Here is a 15,804-nt window from a genome sequence, read left to right on the forward strand (position 1 = left end):
ACAACTCGATTGGTCTGGACCAAGTTGTGCGCGACCCGCCCTCCCATTCCCCCCATGTACGGAGGCAGTTGTGGATCGCTCCGTGTTTCCCCGAACCAGCCCCGCGAGCCGCGTGAGACGCGCCGCCGTGGTCGCCGTCGCGGCCTGCGCGCTCGCCGCGTCCGGCCTGCTCTCGACCCGCGCGACGGCGGCCCCTGAGGCGACGGCCCCCGTGACGGCAGCCCCCGCGGCGGCCGACCACGCCCTCGTCGGCTATCTGCACACCAGCTTCGCCAACGGCTCCGGCTACACGCGGCTCGCCGACACCCCCGACAGCTGGGACATCATCGACCTCGCCTTCGGCGAGCCGACCTCCGCGACCTCGGGGGACATCCGCTTCGACCTCTGTCCCAAGGCGGAGTGCCCGAACGTCGAGACGAAGGACGAGTTCAAGGCCGCGATCAAGGCCAAGCAGGCGGCGGGCAAGAAGGTCCTGATCTCCATCGGCGGCCAGAACGGGCAGGTCCAGCTGAAGACGGCGCAGGCCCGCGACACCTTCGTCGCCTCGGTCTCGAAGATCATCGACGAGTACGGACTCGACGGCCTGGACATCGACTTCGAGGGCCACTCGCTCTCGCTCAACGCCGACGACACCGACTTCAAGAACCCGAAGACCCCGGTGATCGTCAACCTGATCTCCGCGGTGAAGACCCTCAAGGCCAAGTACGGCGCGGGCTTCACGCTCACCATGGCGCCCGAGACCTTCTTCGTGCAGCTCGGCCACCAGTTCTACGGAACGGGCAAGTGGGGCGGCCAGGACCCGCGCGCGGGCGCGTACCTGCCGGTCATCCACGCCCTGCGCGACGACCTGACGCTGCTGCACGTCCAGGACTACAACTCGGGGCCGATCATGGGCCTGGACAACCAGTACCACTTCATGGGCGGCGCGGACTTCCACGTCGCGATGACCGACATGCTGCTCACCGGCTTCCCCGTGGCGGGCGACAAGAACAACGTCTTCCCGCCGCTGCCGCCCCGGAAGGTCGCCATCGGCATGCCCGCCTCTGTCAACGCGGGCAATGGCCATGTGTCGACGGGCGAGGTCAACAAGGCCCTGGACTGCCTCACCAAGGGCAGCAACTGCGGCTCGTACAAGACCCACGGGACCTGGCCGGACCTGCGCGGCCTCATGACCTGGTCGATCAACTGGGACCGCTTCAACAACCGGGAGTTCTCGAAGAACTTCGACGCGTACTTCGGCTGACCACCAGCACCATCGCCCACAGCAGCACCGCGGCCAGGCACCAGCTCGCCACCACGTCCAGCGGCCAGTGGTAGCCCCGCCGCACGAGTCCGAACCCGATCGCCACGTTCAACAGGCAGCAACCGATGACCAGTTCGCGACGGCCGTACGCGCCACGGAGCAGCGGCAGCAGGAGCAGTACCGCCGCTCCGTAGGCGACGGCGGCCGTCGCCGCGTGGCCGGAGGGGTAGAAGCCGCCGTCGCCCGCCATACCGGGCGGCCCCGGGCGGTCGATCACCGCCTTGAGCGGGGCGACCAGCGCGGGCACGGCCGCCATGGCGACGAGCGCGGCGACGGCGGGCAGCCACCACCGGAACGTACCGCTCCGGCGCGCGTGCCAGGCGGTGTACGCGGCCACGGCCACCAGCACCGGCACGGCCACCGTGGCGTTGCCGAGGTCGGCGAGGAACTCCGCGGCACGGTCCGGCAGCCGACTGCCGGTGAGGGCGCGCGCCGCGCGTTCGTCGGCGCGGCGCAGCGGCCCTTCGGCGACGACCTGCCAGGTCAGGAGCGTGAAGAGGAGAACACTCAGCGAGGGGGTGAGGGCCGGCCGCCGCGGGGCCGGGGTTGCGGACATGCGCTACAGCCTGGCACGGCGTAAGACCCGGACATGCCGAAGGGCCGACGCAAGGGGGGGGAGTGCGCCGGCCCTTCGGTGGCCGACCGGCCCGGACTGTCCGAGGGGACCTGCTCACGCGGGTCCGTCGGGGGAGTCTCCGAAGCGGTCTTCCGGATCGGGGGTCCGCGCGCCCCGGGGGGTGTGGGGCGAGCGGCCGTCCGATCGGTGAGGAGTTCCGGAGCTGGAGGCTCCGGGTGTGTGCGCGAAGGCACTACCAGGACGGGGCTGGGGAGGCTCCGCCGTGGTGTCGCCCACAGTCCCCTGTGGGCGGGGTGTTTCTCTCATCTGCAGAAACCGTACGGCAGCGGATGGCGGGCCGACAGACGGAACAGCAACCCGTCATGGGGCCCGCACACCTTCTTCACATGCCGCGCTCAGACGCGGGCGAACGCGCCCTCGATGATGTCCAGACCCTCGTTCAGCAGGTCCTCGCCGATGACCAGCGGCGGCAGGAACCGCAGGACGTTGCCGTACGTGCCGCAGGTCAGCACGAGCAGGCCCTCCGCGTGGCAGGCCTTGGCCAGCGCGGCGGTCGCCTCGGGGTTCGGCTCCTTGGTCGTGCGGTCCTTGACCAGCTCGATGGCGATCATCGCGCCGCGGCCGCGGATGTCGCCGACGATGTCGAACTTCTCGGCCATGGCGGTGAGGCGGGCCTTCATCGTGGCCTCGATGTTCTTCGCCTTGGCGTTGAGGTCGAGCTCCTTCATGGTCTCGATGGCGCCGAGCGCACCGGCGCAGGCCACCGGGTTGCCGCCGTAGGTGCCGCCGAGGCCGCCCGAGTGCGGGGCGTCCATGATCTCGGCGCGGCCCGTGACGGCGGCGAGCGGCAGACCGCCCGCGATGCCCTTGGCGGTGGTGATGAGGTCCGGGACGATGCCCTCGTCCTCACAGGCGAACCACTGGCCCGTACGGCAGAAGCCGGACTGGATCTCGTCGGCCACGAACACGATGCCGTTGTCGTTGGCGTACTTCACGATCTCCGGCAGGAAGCCCTTGGCCGGCTCGATGAAGCCGCCCTCGCCGAGCACCGGCTCGATGATGATCGCGGCGACGTTCTCGGCGCCGACCTGCTTGCCGATCATGTCGATGGCCTGCTTGGCGGCCTCGGGACCGGCGTTCTCGGCGCCGGTCGGCCAGCGGTAGCCGTAGGCGACCGGGACGCGGTAGACCTCGGGGGCGAACGGGCCGAAGCCGTGCTTGTACGGCATGTTCTTGGCGGTCAGCGCCATCGTCAGGTTCGTACGGCCGTGGTAGCCGTGGTCGAAGACGACGACGGCCTGGCGCTTGGTGTACGCACGGGCGATCTTGACGGCGTTCTCGACGGCCTCGGCACCGGAGTTGAACAGCGCCGACTTCTTCTCGTGGTCACCCGGCGTGAGCTCCGCGAGCGCCTCGGCGACGGCGACGTAGCCCTCGTACGGCGTGACCATGAAACAGGTGTGGGTGAAGTCCTGGAGCTGGGCGCTCGCCCGGCGGACGACCGCCTCGGCGGACGCGCCCACGGAGGTCACGGCGATACCGGAACCGAAGTCGATCAGACGGTTGCCGTCGACGTCCTCGATGATGCCGCCGCCCGCACGCGCGGCGAACACGGGCAGCACGGAGCCCACGCCACCGGCGACCACGGCGGTACGGCGGGCCTGCAGCTCCTGCGACTTCGGACCGGGGATGGCGGTGACGACGCGGCGCTCCTGCGGAAGGGCAGTCATGAGGGGCTCCTGTTGCTGACGGGGGTGGGGCGACGATACGGACGCTCTACTGCTTTCTTCGCAGATTAGGGGCGGCACCAGGGGGTGGGCATGCTCCATGGGGGAGTCGTTCGGCGTGGCGGTTGTCCGTGGTGGACATAGCGGAGCGCGCACCGCCGGGCGCGTATCCGGTGAGCTCCCCCCGCGGGGGCACTAGATTGACCCGCGAAACAGGAGAGCGGCTGGCCAGGGGGCAAGAATCGTGGATTCCGACGGCACGCAGGACGCGCAGGGCACGCATGCCACGCCGGTGCCGCGCCCGGCATCGCCCCCACTGGGGGCCGTACCGCCTGCGCACGGGTCCGTGCCGCCTCCGCCGGGCGCGCGGGGCCCGGCCGCAGGTCTGCCGCCCCGGCCCCCGCAGGCCCCTGGAGCGTCGGCGCTGCCCGACGGTGCCGCCTTCCTCGCCTGGCTGCGCGCGCCCCGGCCCGCCGCCCTGCCCGGCATCTGGCGGTTCGCGCACAAGCCACGGCCGGAGCTCGAGCCGGAGATCGTCCCTACGCGGCAGCTGCTGAGCGGCGCGCTGATCTCGTTCCTGGTCGGGTGGCTGCTCTGGTCGCTGCTGTGGAACGGGTACCTGGGCGGCTGGTGGGTGCTGCCGATCGAGCTGTTCCTGCCCGACGCCTGGCTCTACGACGGGGGCCGCATCGGCAACGCCGTCGTATGGAACGGCTACTACGTCGTCATCGTGCTCGCCATCATGATCGGCGTCGGCAGGCTCGGCCGCTGGGGCGAGGTCTGGCGCCGCTTCGTCGCCCCCCGGCTGCGCCGCCCCGACGCGCCCCCGCCGCCGCCCGCCCCCGAGGACGACCCCGCCCGCTGGCCACAACTGCGGGCCGCGGGCGCGGAGGCCGCCGCCGACCGGCTCGCCGCCGACGCACAGGCGGGACTGATGCGGGACGTGGACCACGCGCGGATCGCGCGGGCCTGGCGCTCCGTACGCGCCGGACGCAGCCCCATGTCGGTCTTCAGCGACGCCGTCGTACGCGACGGCGCCCGCGCCTGCCCGCACCCCTCGGGGGACCGGGACCTGCCCGCGCGCGCCGCCCGGCACGACCTCGCCACGGCGCAGGTGCGCCTCGGGACGACGGCCGACGACCCCCGCAACCCCTACGCCTACCGCGGCACCGGGCTCGCCCTCGGACCCGACCTGCTCGGCACCTCACTGCTCGCCGTCGGCCCCGGCGGCACCGGCAAGACCGCCCGCGTGGTGTGGCCGCTCGCCGAGTCGCTCTGCCTCGGCGCGCTCGCCGGGCGGGCCGCCGTGGTCGTCGTCGGGGCGGCCGGCGCGGGGCTCGGGCCCGCCGAGGACTACGACGTCATCGTCCGGATCGGGCAGCCCGACTCCGTGTACGACCTCGACCTGTACGGCGGCACCAACGACCCGGACGAGGCCGCGGCCGTGCTCGCCGAGGCCCTCGTCGGCGACCTCGTCGACCCGCACCCGAGCGGTGACAGCCGCCGCTCCACGACCTGCCTCGCCCAGCTCCTCGGCCCCTTCCTCGCCGTCCACCGGCGCTTCCCCTCGGTGCCGGAGCTGCGCGCCCTGCTCGACGGCTCACCGGGACCGCTCGCCGCCCTGCGCAAGGCGCTGCAGTCGGCGGGGCAGGACGCGATGATCAGGGAACTCGACGCCCGCGAACGCCAGTTGGGCCACCCCGGCGACCCGGGCGCGGTCCTCGCCGACCGCATCGCCCTCCTGGACCGCCCCGCCTTCGCACCGTTCTTCGACACCTCGGGCCACAGCACCCCGTTCTCGCTGCGCGCCCTCGACCACCCCGTACGGGTCCGCATCGACCTCCCCGAGCGCGGGCACGCCGACGCCTCCCGGATCCTGGCCCGCCTCGTCCTCGCCCAGTTCACGGCGACCGCCGCCGGACGCGAGGACCGCTCCCTCTTCGCCTGCCTGGTCCTCGACGACGCGTCGGGCACGATCACCCCGGAATCCGTACGCCGGGTCCAGCGGCTGCGGTCCGCCAACGCGGGCGTCGTCATGACCCTGCGTACGCTCGACGACGTACCCCGTCCGCTGCGCACACCGCTGCTCGGCGCGATCGGCTGCCGCATGGCGCTCTCCGGGCTCACGCCGTGGGACGGCCAGGACTTCGCGGAGGTCTGGGGCAAGGAGTGGACAGAGGCGCGCGATGTGACCGACCGGCAGATCATCGCCGAGACCCCACTCGGCAAAACCGTGCACATGCTGCGCCGCGTCATCACCGGCAACGCGCCGACGGCCCGCGCCGTAACCGTCCGGCAGGTCGAACGTGAGCGATGGTCCGCGTCCGAGCTGGCACACGGGGTGCCGCCGGGACACGCGGTGCTGTCCCTGACGGACGTAGGCGGGGAGCACGCGCCCCCGCTCCTGGTGGACCTGCGCTCCTGAAGCGGTGCGGGGCCCGGCCTGAAGCGGTGTGGACGGGGCACCCGGAAGGTCCGGTGCCGAGAAGGCGCCGGATCACACGTACGGGGAGTTCGGTCTCTGGCGCACCATACGGTGAGGCAGAATCGACACAGGTCGTTCATACGGACCGGCCAAAAGATCCACATCCGGCGCCCGCGAACCGGGGGCCGGGAAAACCACCCGCCCCGCCTGCCGCAGACCTGAAGGTCCCATGCCGCCCACGCTCGCCTCGCTCGTCCACCACTCCGCGCTCAAGCTGACCGTGCGCGCGGGTGAGGAACGCCTGGACGCCCCCGTGCGCTGGGCGCACGCGAGCGAGCTCGCCGACCCCGTGCCCTACATGGAGGGCGGCGAACTCCTCCTGATCACCGCGCTCAAGCTGGACGCGGAGGACCCGGACGCCATGCGGCGGTACGTGAAGCGGCTGGCCGACGCCGGAGTCGTCGGGCTCGGCTTCGCCGTCGGCGTGCACTACCCCGACATCCCGCAGGCCCTCCTCGACGCCGCGGCCGAGGCCGACCTGCCGCTCATCGAGGTGCCGCGGCGCACCCCGTTCCTCGCCATCAGCAAGGCCGTGTCCGCCGCGATCGCCGCCGAGCAGTACCGCGCCGTGACGGCGGGCTTCGCCGCCCAGCGCGAGCTGACCAAACAGGCGCTGAGCGACGGCCACGAGGGGCTGCTCCTCGCGCTCGCCGGGCAGGTCGACGGGTGGGCCGCGCTGTACGACGCGTCGGGCGCCGTCGTCGCCGCCGCGCCGGAGTGGGCCAACCGCAGGGCCGCCCGGGTCACCGCCGACGTGGAACGCCTCAGGGAGCGTCCGGCGCCCGCGAGTTCCGTCGTCGCGGGCACCGAGGACCGCGTGGAGCTGCACTCGCTCGGCACGGGACGCAGGCCGCGGGCGGCGCTCGCAGTGGGCACGGCGTCAACCCTGGGCACCGCCGAACGCTACGCGGTCCACTCCGCCATCGCCCTCCTCACCCTGACCACCGAACGCTCCCGCTCCCTGCACGCCGCCGAGCAGCGGATCGGCGCGGCGGTCCTGCGGATGCTGCTCGCGGGGGAGCCCGACCACGCGCGGACGGTCGCCGGTGAGCTGTACGGAAGCCTCCTCGACGCGCCGTTTCGCCTCGTCGTCGCCCAGGTGGCGTCCGCGTCCGCGGCGCGGGTGCGGGCGGGCGCCGAGGACAACGGCGCGGCCGACGCGAGGCCCGGCACCGCCTCCGCCGCGGTGCTCGCCGCGGTGGCCGACGCCTCCGGGAACGGCGACCCGCTCGCCGGACTCGTCGACGTCGTCGAGGCCGCGGCCGCACGCTCCGGCGAGGCGCTGCTCGTCGTCCCGTACGGGGAACGGCTCGTGCTGCTCGTCGTGGACGGGGGCGCGGGCGTGCGGGCGTGCGGGGAGTATGCGGCGGCGCTTGAGGCGGGCCGGGGCGCGGCGGGACGCGACGCCGCTGTATCCGCCTCCGTCGAGGAGGGCGAACTGGTGATGGGCCTGTCCGCGCCGGCCGGGCCGATCGCCGCGGCGACGGCGTACAAGCAGGCGGAACAGGCGCTGTCCGTCGCACGGCGCCGCGGCCGCGCGCTCGTCGAGCACGAGGAGCTGGCCGCGGGGTCCGTCCTGCCGCTCCTCGCGGACGACGCGGTGCGGGCGTTCGCGGATGGCCTCCTCCGCGCCCTGCACGAACACGACGCGACCGGCCGCGGCGACCTCGTCGCCTCCCTCCGCGCCTGGCTCTCCCGCCACGGCCAGTGGGACGCGGCCGCGGCGGACCTCGGCGTCCACCGCCACACCCTCCGCTACCGCATGCGCCGGGTAGAAGAAATCCTCGGCCGCTCCCTGGACGACCCGGACGTCCGCATGGAGCTCTGGCTCTCCCTGAAGGCAACGTCAACGAACTCGGACTGAAGCGCCCCGCAAGGTCAAAAGGCGGCTTTCGGGGGGCCGACCTGCCGGGACACATACAGAGCGGCGCAAGGCCCCCGGCCAGTACTCCGCGTAGGACAAACGTCAGCTCCTCCCCCTGCCCCTACCGTGAGGGACGTACCCCCCAGACACACCACCGCGGAAGGGCCGGAATCGACATGACTTCCATCCACGCCTTCTGGCTCGCCGGTCGCCAGACCACCGGCGAGACCACCTTCGACGTCACCTCTCCCTGGGACGGACGGGTGGTCGGCAAGGCCGCCGTACCGACCGACGCCCAGGTCGAGGAAGCCGTCGCCGCCGCGTACGCCGTGCGCGACGAATTCGCCGCCACCCCGGCCCACGTCCGCGCCGCCGCCCTCACCCACGTGTCGAACCGCCTGGTCGAGCGCACCGAGGAGATCGCCCAGCTGATCTCCGCCGAGAACGGCAAGCCGATCAAGTGGGCCCGCGGCGAGCTCGGCCGCGCCGTCTCCGTGTTCCGGTTCGCCGCGGAGGAAGCCCGCCGCTTCAACGGTGGCGAGGCCCAGCGCCTGGACACCGACGCCGGCGGCCAGGGCCGTCTCGCCCTGACCCGCCGCTTCCCCAAGGGCGTCGTCCTCGGCATCGCACCGTTCAACTTCCCGCTGAACCTCTGCGCGCACAAGATCGCCCCGGCCATCGCGGTCGGCGCGCCGATCATCCTCAAGCCCGCCCCGGCCACCCCGCTCTCCGGCCTCATCCTCGGCGAGCTGCTCGCCGAGACGGAGCTGCCCGCCGGTTCGTGGAGCATCCTGCCGGTCGCCAACGACAAGATGCCCGCCCTCGTCCAGGACGAGCGGATGCCGGTCATCTCCTTCACGGGTTCCGAGAAGGTCGGCTACGCGATCATGGACTCGGTGCCGCGCAAGCACTGCACCCTGGAGCTCGGCGGCAACGGCGCGGCCGTCGTCCTCGGCGACTACTCCTCCGACGAGGACCTCGACTGGGCCGCCTCGCGCATCGCGACGTTCTCGAACTACCAGGGCGGCCAGTCCTGCATCTCCGTGCAGCGTGTCATCGCGGACGCGTCCGTGTACGACCGGCTCGTGCCGCGCGTGGTCAAGGCCGTCGAGGCGCAGGTCACCGGTGACCCGTCCGACCCGGCGACCGAGGTCGGCCCGCTGGTCAACGAGGACGCCGCCAAGCGCGTGGAGTCCTGGGTCGACGAGGCCGCGAAGGCGGGCGCCAAGGTGCTCACCGGCGGCAAGCGCGACGGCGCGTCCTACGCGCCGACCGTCCTCGCCGACGTACCCGCCGACACCACCGTCGCCTGCGAGGAGATCTTCGGCCCCGTCCTCACCCTGAAGAAGGTGGACGGCGAGGCCGAGGCGTTCGACGCCGTCAACGACTCCAAGTACGGCCTCCAGGCGGGCGTCTTCACGCACGACCTCCAGACCGCCTTCCGCGCGCACCGCGCCCTGGAGGTCGGCGGCGTGGTCATCGGCGACGCACCCTCCTACCGCGCCGACCAGATGCCGTACGGCGGCGTGAAGCAGTCCGGCGTGGGCCGCGAGGGCGTGCGCTTCGCGATGGACGACTACACGTACGAGCGCGTCATGGTCCTGACGGGCCTCGCCCTGTAGGACCGCGCGTCCCGGAGACCGATCGCGTCCCGAGGCCAACGGCCGGAGCCCACTGTGCGGGGGCTCCGGCCGTTCTCGTACTCCGCGGGGTCTGCCTGGTGGTGGTGACACCAGGCCCCGCACGCTCTCCCCACCCGCCTCCCCGCGCCCTCAGCGTGGTCCGCATGGACAGACACACCACCCTCGTCACCGGCGCGTCCCAGGGCCTGGGCCGCGGCATCGCACTCGACCTCGCCGCCCGCGGCCACACCGTCCTCCTGCACGGCCGCGACCGCGCCCGCCTGGACGCCGTCGCCGCGGAGGTGCGGGACCACGCCCCGGACGCCGCCGTCCGCACCTATCTCGCCGATCTGGCCGACCTCGACCAGGTGCGCGCACTGGCCGCCGAGGTCGCCGCCGCCGAACCCCGGCTCGACGGGCTCGTCAACAATGCCGTCGCGGGCGGTGGCGCCGAACCCCTCCGGCGGGAGTTCAGCGCGCAGGGCCACGAGCTGCGGTTCGCCGTGAACCACCTCGCCCCCTACGCCCTCGTACGCGGACTCCTGCCCCTGCTCACCGCGTCCGCGCCCGCCCGCGTCGTCAACGTCGCCTCGATCGGGCAGGAGGCGGTCGACTTCGACGACGTCATGCTGGAGCACGGTTACGAAGGGCTGCGCGCCTACTGCCGCAGCAAGCTCGCCATGATCATGGCGACCGTCGAGCTCGGAGCCGAGCTCGAAGGCACCGGCGTGACCGTGAACGCCCTCCACCCGGCGCACCTCATGGACACCGAGGGCGTGCGGGCGTACGGCCTCGCCCCGCTCGTCGGCGTGGAAGAAGGGGTGCGGCCCACCGTGCGGCTCCTCGTCGACCCCGAACTCGACGGCACCACCGGCCGTTACTTCGACCGGTACACCGACACCCGCGCCCACGAGCAGGCGTACGACACCGGGGCGAGGGCCCGACTGATGGAGCTGACCCACCGTCTCCTCGGCCTCCCCCGAGGGAGCGAACGCTGCGCGAGGACTGGTAGGAGCGGGGCGGATCGGGTACCAACGATCCAGTAGCACCAGTCAGTAACCGACCGGGTCACGATCGGGCCGACCGGCCCGACGGCCCCCACTCCGCGGCGAGGTGAGCTCCTCATGTCCGCACCAACCCCCAAACCGTCCGTGAGCGAACGCGAGGCCCGGCAGGTCGCCGAGGCCGCCCGCGAACAGGACTGGCGCAAGCCGAGCTTCGCCAAGGAACTCTTCCTCGGCCGATTCCGTCTCGACCTCGTCCACCCGCACCCGATGCCGCCCGACGAGGACGCGCAGCGCGGCGAGGAGTTCCTCGCCAAGCTCCGCGACTTCTGCGAGACGAAGATCGACTCGGCCCGCATCGAACGTGAGGCGAAGATCCCCGACGAGGTGCTCAACGGCCTCAAGGAGCTCGGCGCCCTCGGCATGAAGATCGACACGAAGTACGGCGGACTCGGCCTCACGCAGGTCTACTACAACAAGGCCCTCGCCCTCGTCGGCTCCGCCAGCCCCGCGATCGGCGCGCTGCTCTCCGCGCACCAGTCGATCGGCGTACCGCAGCCCCTGAAGATCTTCGGCACGCAGGAGCAGAAGGACGCCTTCCTGCCCCGCTGTGCCCGTACCGACATCACCGCGTTCCTGCTCACCGAGCCCGACGTCGGTTCGGACCCAGCACGTCTGGCCACCATGGCGGTGCCCGACGGCGACGAGTACGTCCTGGACGGCGTGAAGCTGTGGACCACCAACGGCGTCGTCGCGGACCTGCTCGTCGTCATGGCGCGGGTGCCGAAGTCCGAGGGGCACAAGGGCGGCATCACCGCGTTCGTCGTGGAAGCGGCGGCCGAGGGCGTCACCGTCGAGAACCGCAACGCGTTCATGGGCCTGCGCGGGCTGGAGAACGGCGTGACCCGCTTCCACAACGTACGGGTCCCCGCCGCCCACCGCATCGGACCCGAGGGCGCGGGCCTCAAGATCGCCCTCACCACCCTCAACACCGGTCGGCTCTCGCTGCCCGCCATGTGCGTCGGCGCGGGCAAGTGGTGTCTGAAGATCGCCCGCGAGTGGTCGGCCGCGCGGGAGCAGTGGGGCAAGCCCGTCGCGTTCCACGAGGCGGTCGGCGCGAAGATCTCCTTCATCGCGGCGACGACGTTCGCACTGGAGGCCGTCCTCGACCTCTCCTCGCAGATGGCCGACGAGGACCGCAACGACATCCGCATCGAGGCGGCCCTCGCCAAGCTGTACGGCTCCGAGATGGCCTGTCTGATGGCCGACGAGCTCGTCCAGATCCGCGGCGGCCGCGGCTTCGAGACCGCCGAGTCCCTCGCGGCCCGCGGCGAGCGCGCCGTGCCCGCCGAGCAGATCCTGCGCGACCTGCGCATCAACCGCATCTTCGAGGGCTCCACCGAGATCATGCATCTGCTGATCGCCCGCGAGGCGGTGGACGCCCACCTGAAGGTCGCGGGTGACCTCATCGACCCCGACAAGACCCTGTCCGACAAGGCGAAGGCGGGTGCGCGGGCCGGCGGCTTCTACGCCCGCTGGCTGCCGAAGCTGGTGGCCGGGCCCGGCCAACTACCGCGCTCGTACGCCGAGTTCCACCCGGAGGGGCACCCCGACCTCTCCGGTCATCTGCGCTACGTCGAGCGGGGCTCCCGCAAGCTGGCCCGCTCCACCTTCTACGCCATGTCCCGCTGGCAGGGGAAGATGGAGACCAAGCAGGGCTTCCTCGGCCGTGTCGTCGACATCGGCGCCGAGCTGTTCGCGATGAGCGCGGCGTGCGTACGCGCCGAACTCCTGCGCACCACCGAGGACCACGGCCGCGAGGCGTACCAACTGGCCGACGCCTTCTGCCGCCAGTCCCGCATCCGGATCGAGGAGCTCTTCGGCCGGCTGTGGACCAACACCGACGACCTGGACCGCAAGGTGGTCAAGGGCGTCCTCTCGGGGACGTACACCTGGCTGGAGGAAGGGATCGTCGACCCCTCCGGTGACGGCCCGTGGATCGCGGACACCGCGCTGCCCGCCACGCCACGGCCCGACGTGCGCAGGGTGATCAAGGAGGGATGAGCGGCCGTCGGCACTGGTCCGGGACGTCGCCCCGGCGCCCCGGACCGTGCCCTCGTGCCCCAGTGGACCTGCCGCAGGACGGCGGGCGGCGGTGCAGGCGCTGGTGACGCCCGAAGACGCGCCGCCCGGCGCCGATCCCAGGGAATCGGGTCGCCGCGATGACCCGCGCCGGTGCTGTGGGTCGGCGTCCGGTGCGACGCCGCGACCGCCGAGGCCCGCGGGATCGCGCGAGGGGACCGGGCCGTGGGCATGGACGCGTCCCAGGCCGAGATCGTCCACCCCCGCACGGTCTACGACGTGGAGATCGACACCGCCCACACCGAGTCGATGGAGTGCGCGCGGACCATTGCTGCCGCCGTGTGACCCAGCCCACAATGGGCGGACCGCCCCAAGGAGGGGTCGCCATGGCCGTCCTCAGGCTGGATCAACTCACCGGCAGGATCATGCGCGCGGGCGAAGGCAGAATGCTGCGCAAACTCGAACGCGTCCGGGATCAGGTCAACTCCATAGAGGGCGAGATGGAGCGGCTCTCCGACGCCGAACTCCGCGCTCTCACCGACGAGTACAAGGAGCGGCACGCCGACGGGGAGAGCCTCGACGCGCTGCTCCCCGAGGCCTTCGCGACCGTCCGCGAGGCCGCCCGGCGCGTCCTCGGCATGCGCCACTTCGACGTCCAGGTGATGGGCGGCGCGGCACTCCACCTCGGCAACATCGCCGAAATGCAGACGGGCGAGGGAAAGACCCTCTCCGCCACGCTGCCCGCGTATCTGAACGCCCTGGCCGGTGCGGGAGTTCACCTCGTCACGGTCAACGATTACCTGGCCGAGCGCGACGCCCGGTGGATGGGCCGCGCCTACCGCTTCCTCGGTCTGACCGTCGGCGTCATCGAGGCGGACATGAGCCCGGACGACCGCCGCGCCGCCTACGCCTGCGACATCACGTACGGCACGAACAACGAATTCGGCTTCGACTACCTGCGCGACAACATGGCCTGGTCGAAGAGCGAACTGGTGCAGCGCGGGCACCACTTCGCGATCGTCGACGAAGCGGACTCCATCCTCATCGACGAGGCCCGCACCCCCCTCATCATCTCGGGCCCCGCCGACCAGCCGACACACTGGTACGGATTCTTCGCCGAAGCCGTCCGCGGAATGCGGGGCATCGCGGTGCAGGACGAGAAGTACACGGCACCCCAGCGCAAACTGGAACTCGCGGAACTGCGCGCCGCGTACGACTACGAGTACGACCCGAAGAAACGCACCGTGGCCATCCTGGACAGCGGCGTGGAATTCCTCGAGGACCAGCTGGGCATCGACAACTTCTACGACTCCGCCCACACCTCGCTCATCGGCCAGCTGCACAACGCGCTCAAGGCGAAGGAGCACTTCAAGAAGGACAAGGACTACGTCGTCACCGACGGAGAAGTTCTGATCGTCGACGAGCACACCGGCCGCATCCTCGCGGGACGCCGCTACAACGAAGGCGTCCACCAGGCCATCGAGGCCAAGGAGGGCGTGGAGATCAAGGACGAGAACCAGACGCTCGCCACGATCACCCTGCAGAATTTCTTCCGCCTCTACGGAAAGCTCTCCGGAATGACCGGCACGGCCATGACGGAGGCCGCCGAGTTCCACCAGATCTACAAACTCCACGTCGTGCCCATCCCCACCAACAAACCGATGATCCGGGCCGACAAGCCCGACGTCATCTACCGCGACGAGTCCGTCAAATTCGAGGCGGTCGTCGCCGACATCATCGAAAAACACCGCACGGGGCAGCCGATCCTCGTCGGCACCGTCTCCGTCGCGAAGTCCGAGCACCTCTCCGCCCTGCTCGCCGGGCGCGGCATCCGGCACGAGGTGCTCAACGCCAAGAACCACCTGCGCGAGGCACAGATCGTCGCGCAGGCGGGCCGCAAGGGCGCCGTCACCGTCGCCACGAACATGGCGGGCCGCGGCACCGACATCATGCTCGGCGGAAACCCCGACGCCATGGCGGAGGCCGAGCTCCGCGCGGACGGCCGCACCCCGGAGGGCGACCCGGACGGATACCGCACGGCCCTGGACCGCATCACCGCCGAGGCCACCGCCGAACACGACGAGGTCACCGGCCTCGGCGGCCTCTACGTCCTCGGCACCGAACGCCACGAGTCGCGCCGCATCGACAACCAGCTGCGCGGCCGCTCCGGCCGCCAGGGCGACCCAGGACGCTCCCGCTTCTACCTCTCGCTCGGCGACGACCTGATGCGCCTGTTCCGCGCCGAACTCGTCGAACGCGTCATGCTCATGGCCAACGTCCCCGACGACGTGCCCATCGAGAACAAGATGGTGACCCGCGCCATCGCCTCCGCACAGTCCCAGGTCGAGCAGCACCACTTCGAGACCCGCAAGAACGTCCTCAAGTACGACGAGGTCCTCAACCGTCAGCGCGGCCTCATCTACCAGGAGCGCCGCCGTGTCCTGGAGGGCGAGGACCTGCGCGAACAGGTGCACCACTTCATGGCCGACACCATCGACGCGTACGTGGCCGCCGAGACCGCGGACGGCTTCGCGGAGGAGTGGGACCTGGGGCGGCTCTGGACCGCCTGCCGCCTGCTCTACCCCGCCCGCGTCACCACCGCCGACCTCGACCGGGAGGCGGGCGGCCGCGCCGACGTGACCCCGCCGCTGATCACCGAGACCCTCACCGACGACATCCACGCACGCTACGAGGAACGCGAGCGCGCCCTCGGCCCCGACGTCATGCGCGAACTGGAGCGCCGCGTGGTGCTCTCCGTCCTCGACCGGAAATGGCGCGAGCACCTGTACGAGATGGACTACCTCCAAGAGGGCATCTGGATGCGGTCCTACCTCGGCAGGGACCCCCTGTTCGAGTTCCAGCGAGAGGGCTTCGACCTGTTCACCGCCATGATGGACGCCATCAAGGAGGAGTCCGTCGGCTACCTCTTCAACCTGGACGTCCGCGCCGAGAGCCTGGAGGCGCGCAAGGCCGAAGGCCAACTCCGCTTCAGCGCACCGACGATGGACACCGCGGAGGGCGTCCAGGAGGGCGGTTTCGACGCCCGTGAGGACACCCGTGACGACATTCGCGGCGACACCGGCGGCGACACCCGCGACAAGAAGGGGTGACCCGGATCGGGCACGCCCTGTCGGGCCGGG

Annotated in this window: 8 protein-coding genes and 2 pseudogenes; 8 read left to right on the forward strand and 2 right to left on the reverse strand. The window is 71.7% G+C overall.

Annotation, left to right across the window (positions count from 1 at the left end; all coding sequences use genetic code 11):
- Positions 1-205 precede the first annotated feature (205 nt).
- Positions 206-1,243 (forward strand): annotated as a pseudogene (locus tag NOO62_RS29010) (chitinase); the annotation flags it as partial.
- On the opposite strand, the gene NOO62_RS29015 reads toward NOO62_RS29010, so the two are convergent.
- Together NOO62_RS29015 and gabT are read right to left on the reverse strand one after the other, a co-directional pair.
- Complete coding sequence (locus tag NOO62_RS29015) at positions 1,197-1,859, reverse strand: phosphatase PAP2 family protein (protein ID WP_268773756.1); 663 nt, start codon at positions 1,857-1,859, stop codon at positions 1,197-1,199. The pseudogene NOO62_RS29010 and the gene NOO62_RS29015 overlap by 47 nt on opposite strands.
- A gap of 416 nt (positions 1,860-2,275) precedes the next feature.
- Entirely contained in the window at positions 2,276-3,610 is a 1,335-nt protein-coding gene (gene gabT / locus NOO62_RS29020; RefSeq protein ID WP_268773757.1) for a 4-aminobutyrate--2-oxoglutarate transaminase, read from the reverse strand.
- Positions 3,611-3,851: 241 nt separating this feature from the next.
- Here gabT and NOO62_RS29025 point away from each other — a divergent pair, with 241 nt between their 5' ends.
- The 7 genes and pseudogenes from NOO62_RS29025 to secA all read left to right on the forward strand — a co-directional run bounded on the left by NOO62_RS29025 (position 3,852) and on the right by secA (position 15,774).
- On the forward strand, positions 3,852-6,032 hold the full coding sequence (locus NOO62_RS29025; protein ID WP_268773758.1) for an ATP-binding protein: 2,181 nt from the start codon (positions 3,852-3,854) through the stop codon (positions 6,030-6,032).
- A 229-nt stretch (positions 6,033-6,261) separates the two neighbouring features.
- Positions 6,262-7,956 (forward strand): PucR family transcriptional regulator, encoded by a 1,695-nt coding sequence (locus NOO62_RS29030; RefSeq protein WP_268773759.1) that lies wholly within the window; start codon positions 6,262-6,264, stop codon positions 7,954-7,956.
- 176 nt (positions 7,957-8,132) lie between these two features.
- Positions 8,133-9,578, forward strand: coding sequence for an aldehyde dehydrogenase family protein (locus NOO62_RS29035; RefSeq protein ID WP_268773760.1), 1,446 nt, complete (start codon positions 8,133-8,135; stop codon positions 9,576-9,578).
- 164 nt (positions 9,579-9,742) lie between these two features.
- Entirely contained in the window at positions 9,743-10,624 is an 882-nt protein-coding gene (locus NOO62_RS29040) for an SDR family NAD(P)-dependent oxidoreductase (protein ID WP_268773761.1), read from the forward strand.
- A 78-nt stretch (positions 10,625-10,702) separates the two neighbouring features.
- The gene (locus NOO62_RS29045; RefSeq protein WP_268773762.1) at positions 10,703-12,646 is read left to right on the forward strand and encodes an acyl-CoA dehydrogenase family protein; all 1,944 of its coding nucleotides are present in this window, start codon (positions 10,703-10,705) and stop codon (positions 12,644-12,646) included.
- 171 nt (positions 12,647-12,817) lie between these two features.
- A pseudogene (locus tag NOO62_RS29050) lies at positions 12,818-13,009 on the forward strand (phosphotransferase-like protein); the annotation flags it as partial.
- A 41-nt stretch (positions 13,010-13,050) separates the two neighbouring features.
- A complete protein-coding gene (secA, locus tag NOO62_RS29055) occupies positions 13,051-15,774 on the forward strand; it encodes a preprotein translocase subunit SecA (RefSeq protein WP_268773763.1) in 2,724 nt (907 codons plus the stop codon).
- Positions 15,775-15,804: the final 30 nt, after the last annotated feature.

This window comes from Streptomyces sp. Je 1-369 (assembly GCF_026810505.1).
Lineage (GTDB): Bacteria > Actinomycetota > Actinomycetes > Streptomycetales > Streptomycetaceae > Streptomyces.

Bases quoted from the DNA above. Each gene is read 5' to 3' on its own strand.
- NOO62_RS29015 (WP_268773756.1), bottom strand. From the start codon at position 1,859: ATGTCCGCAACCCCGGCCCCGCGGCGGCCGGCCCTCACCCCCTCGCTG.
- gabT (WP_268773757.1), bottom strand. From the start codon at position 3,610: ATGACTGCCCTTCCGCAGGAGCGCCGCGTCGTCACCGCCATCCCCGGT.
- NOO62_RS29030 (WP_268773759.1), top strand. From the start codon at position 6,262: ATGCCGCCCACGCTCGCCTCGCTCGTCCACCACTCCGCGCTCAAGCTG.
- NOO62_RS29035 (WP_268773760.1), top strand. From the start codon at position 8,133: ATGACTTCCATCCACGCCTTCTGGCTCGCCGGTCGCCAGACCACCGGC.
- NOO62_RS29040 (WP_268773761.1), top strand. From the start codon at position 9,743: ATGGACAGACACACCACCCTCGTCACCGGCGCGTCCCAGGGCCTGGGC.
- NOO62_RS29045 (WP_268773762.1), top strand. From the start codon at position 10,703: ATGTCCGCACCAACCCCCAAACCGTCCGTGAGCGAACGCGAGGCCCGG.
- secA (WP_268773763.1), top strand. From the start codon at position 13,051: ATGGCCGTCCTCAGGCTGGATCAACTCACCGGCAGGATCATGCGCGCG.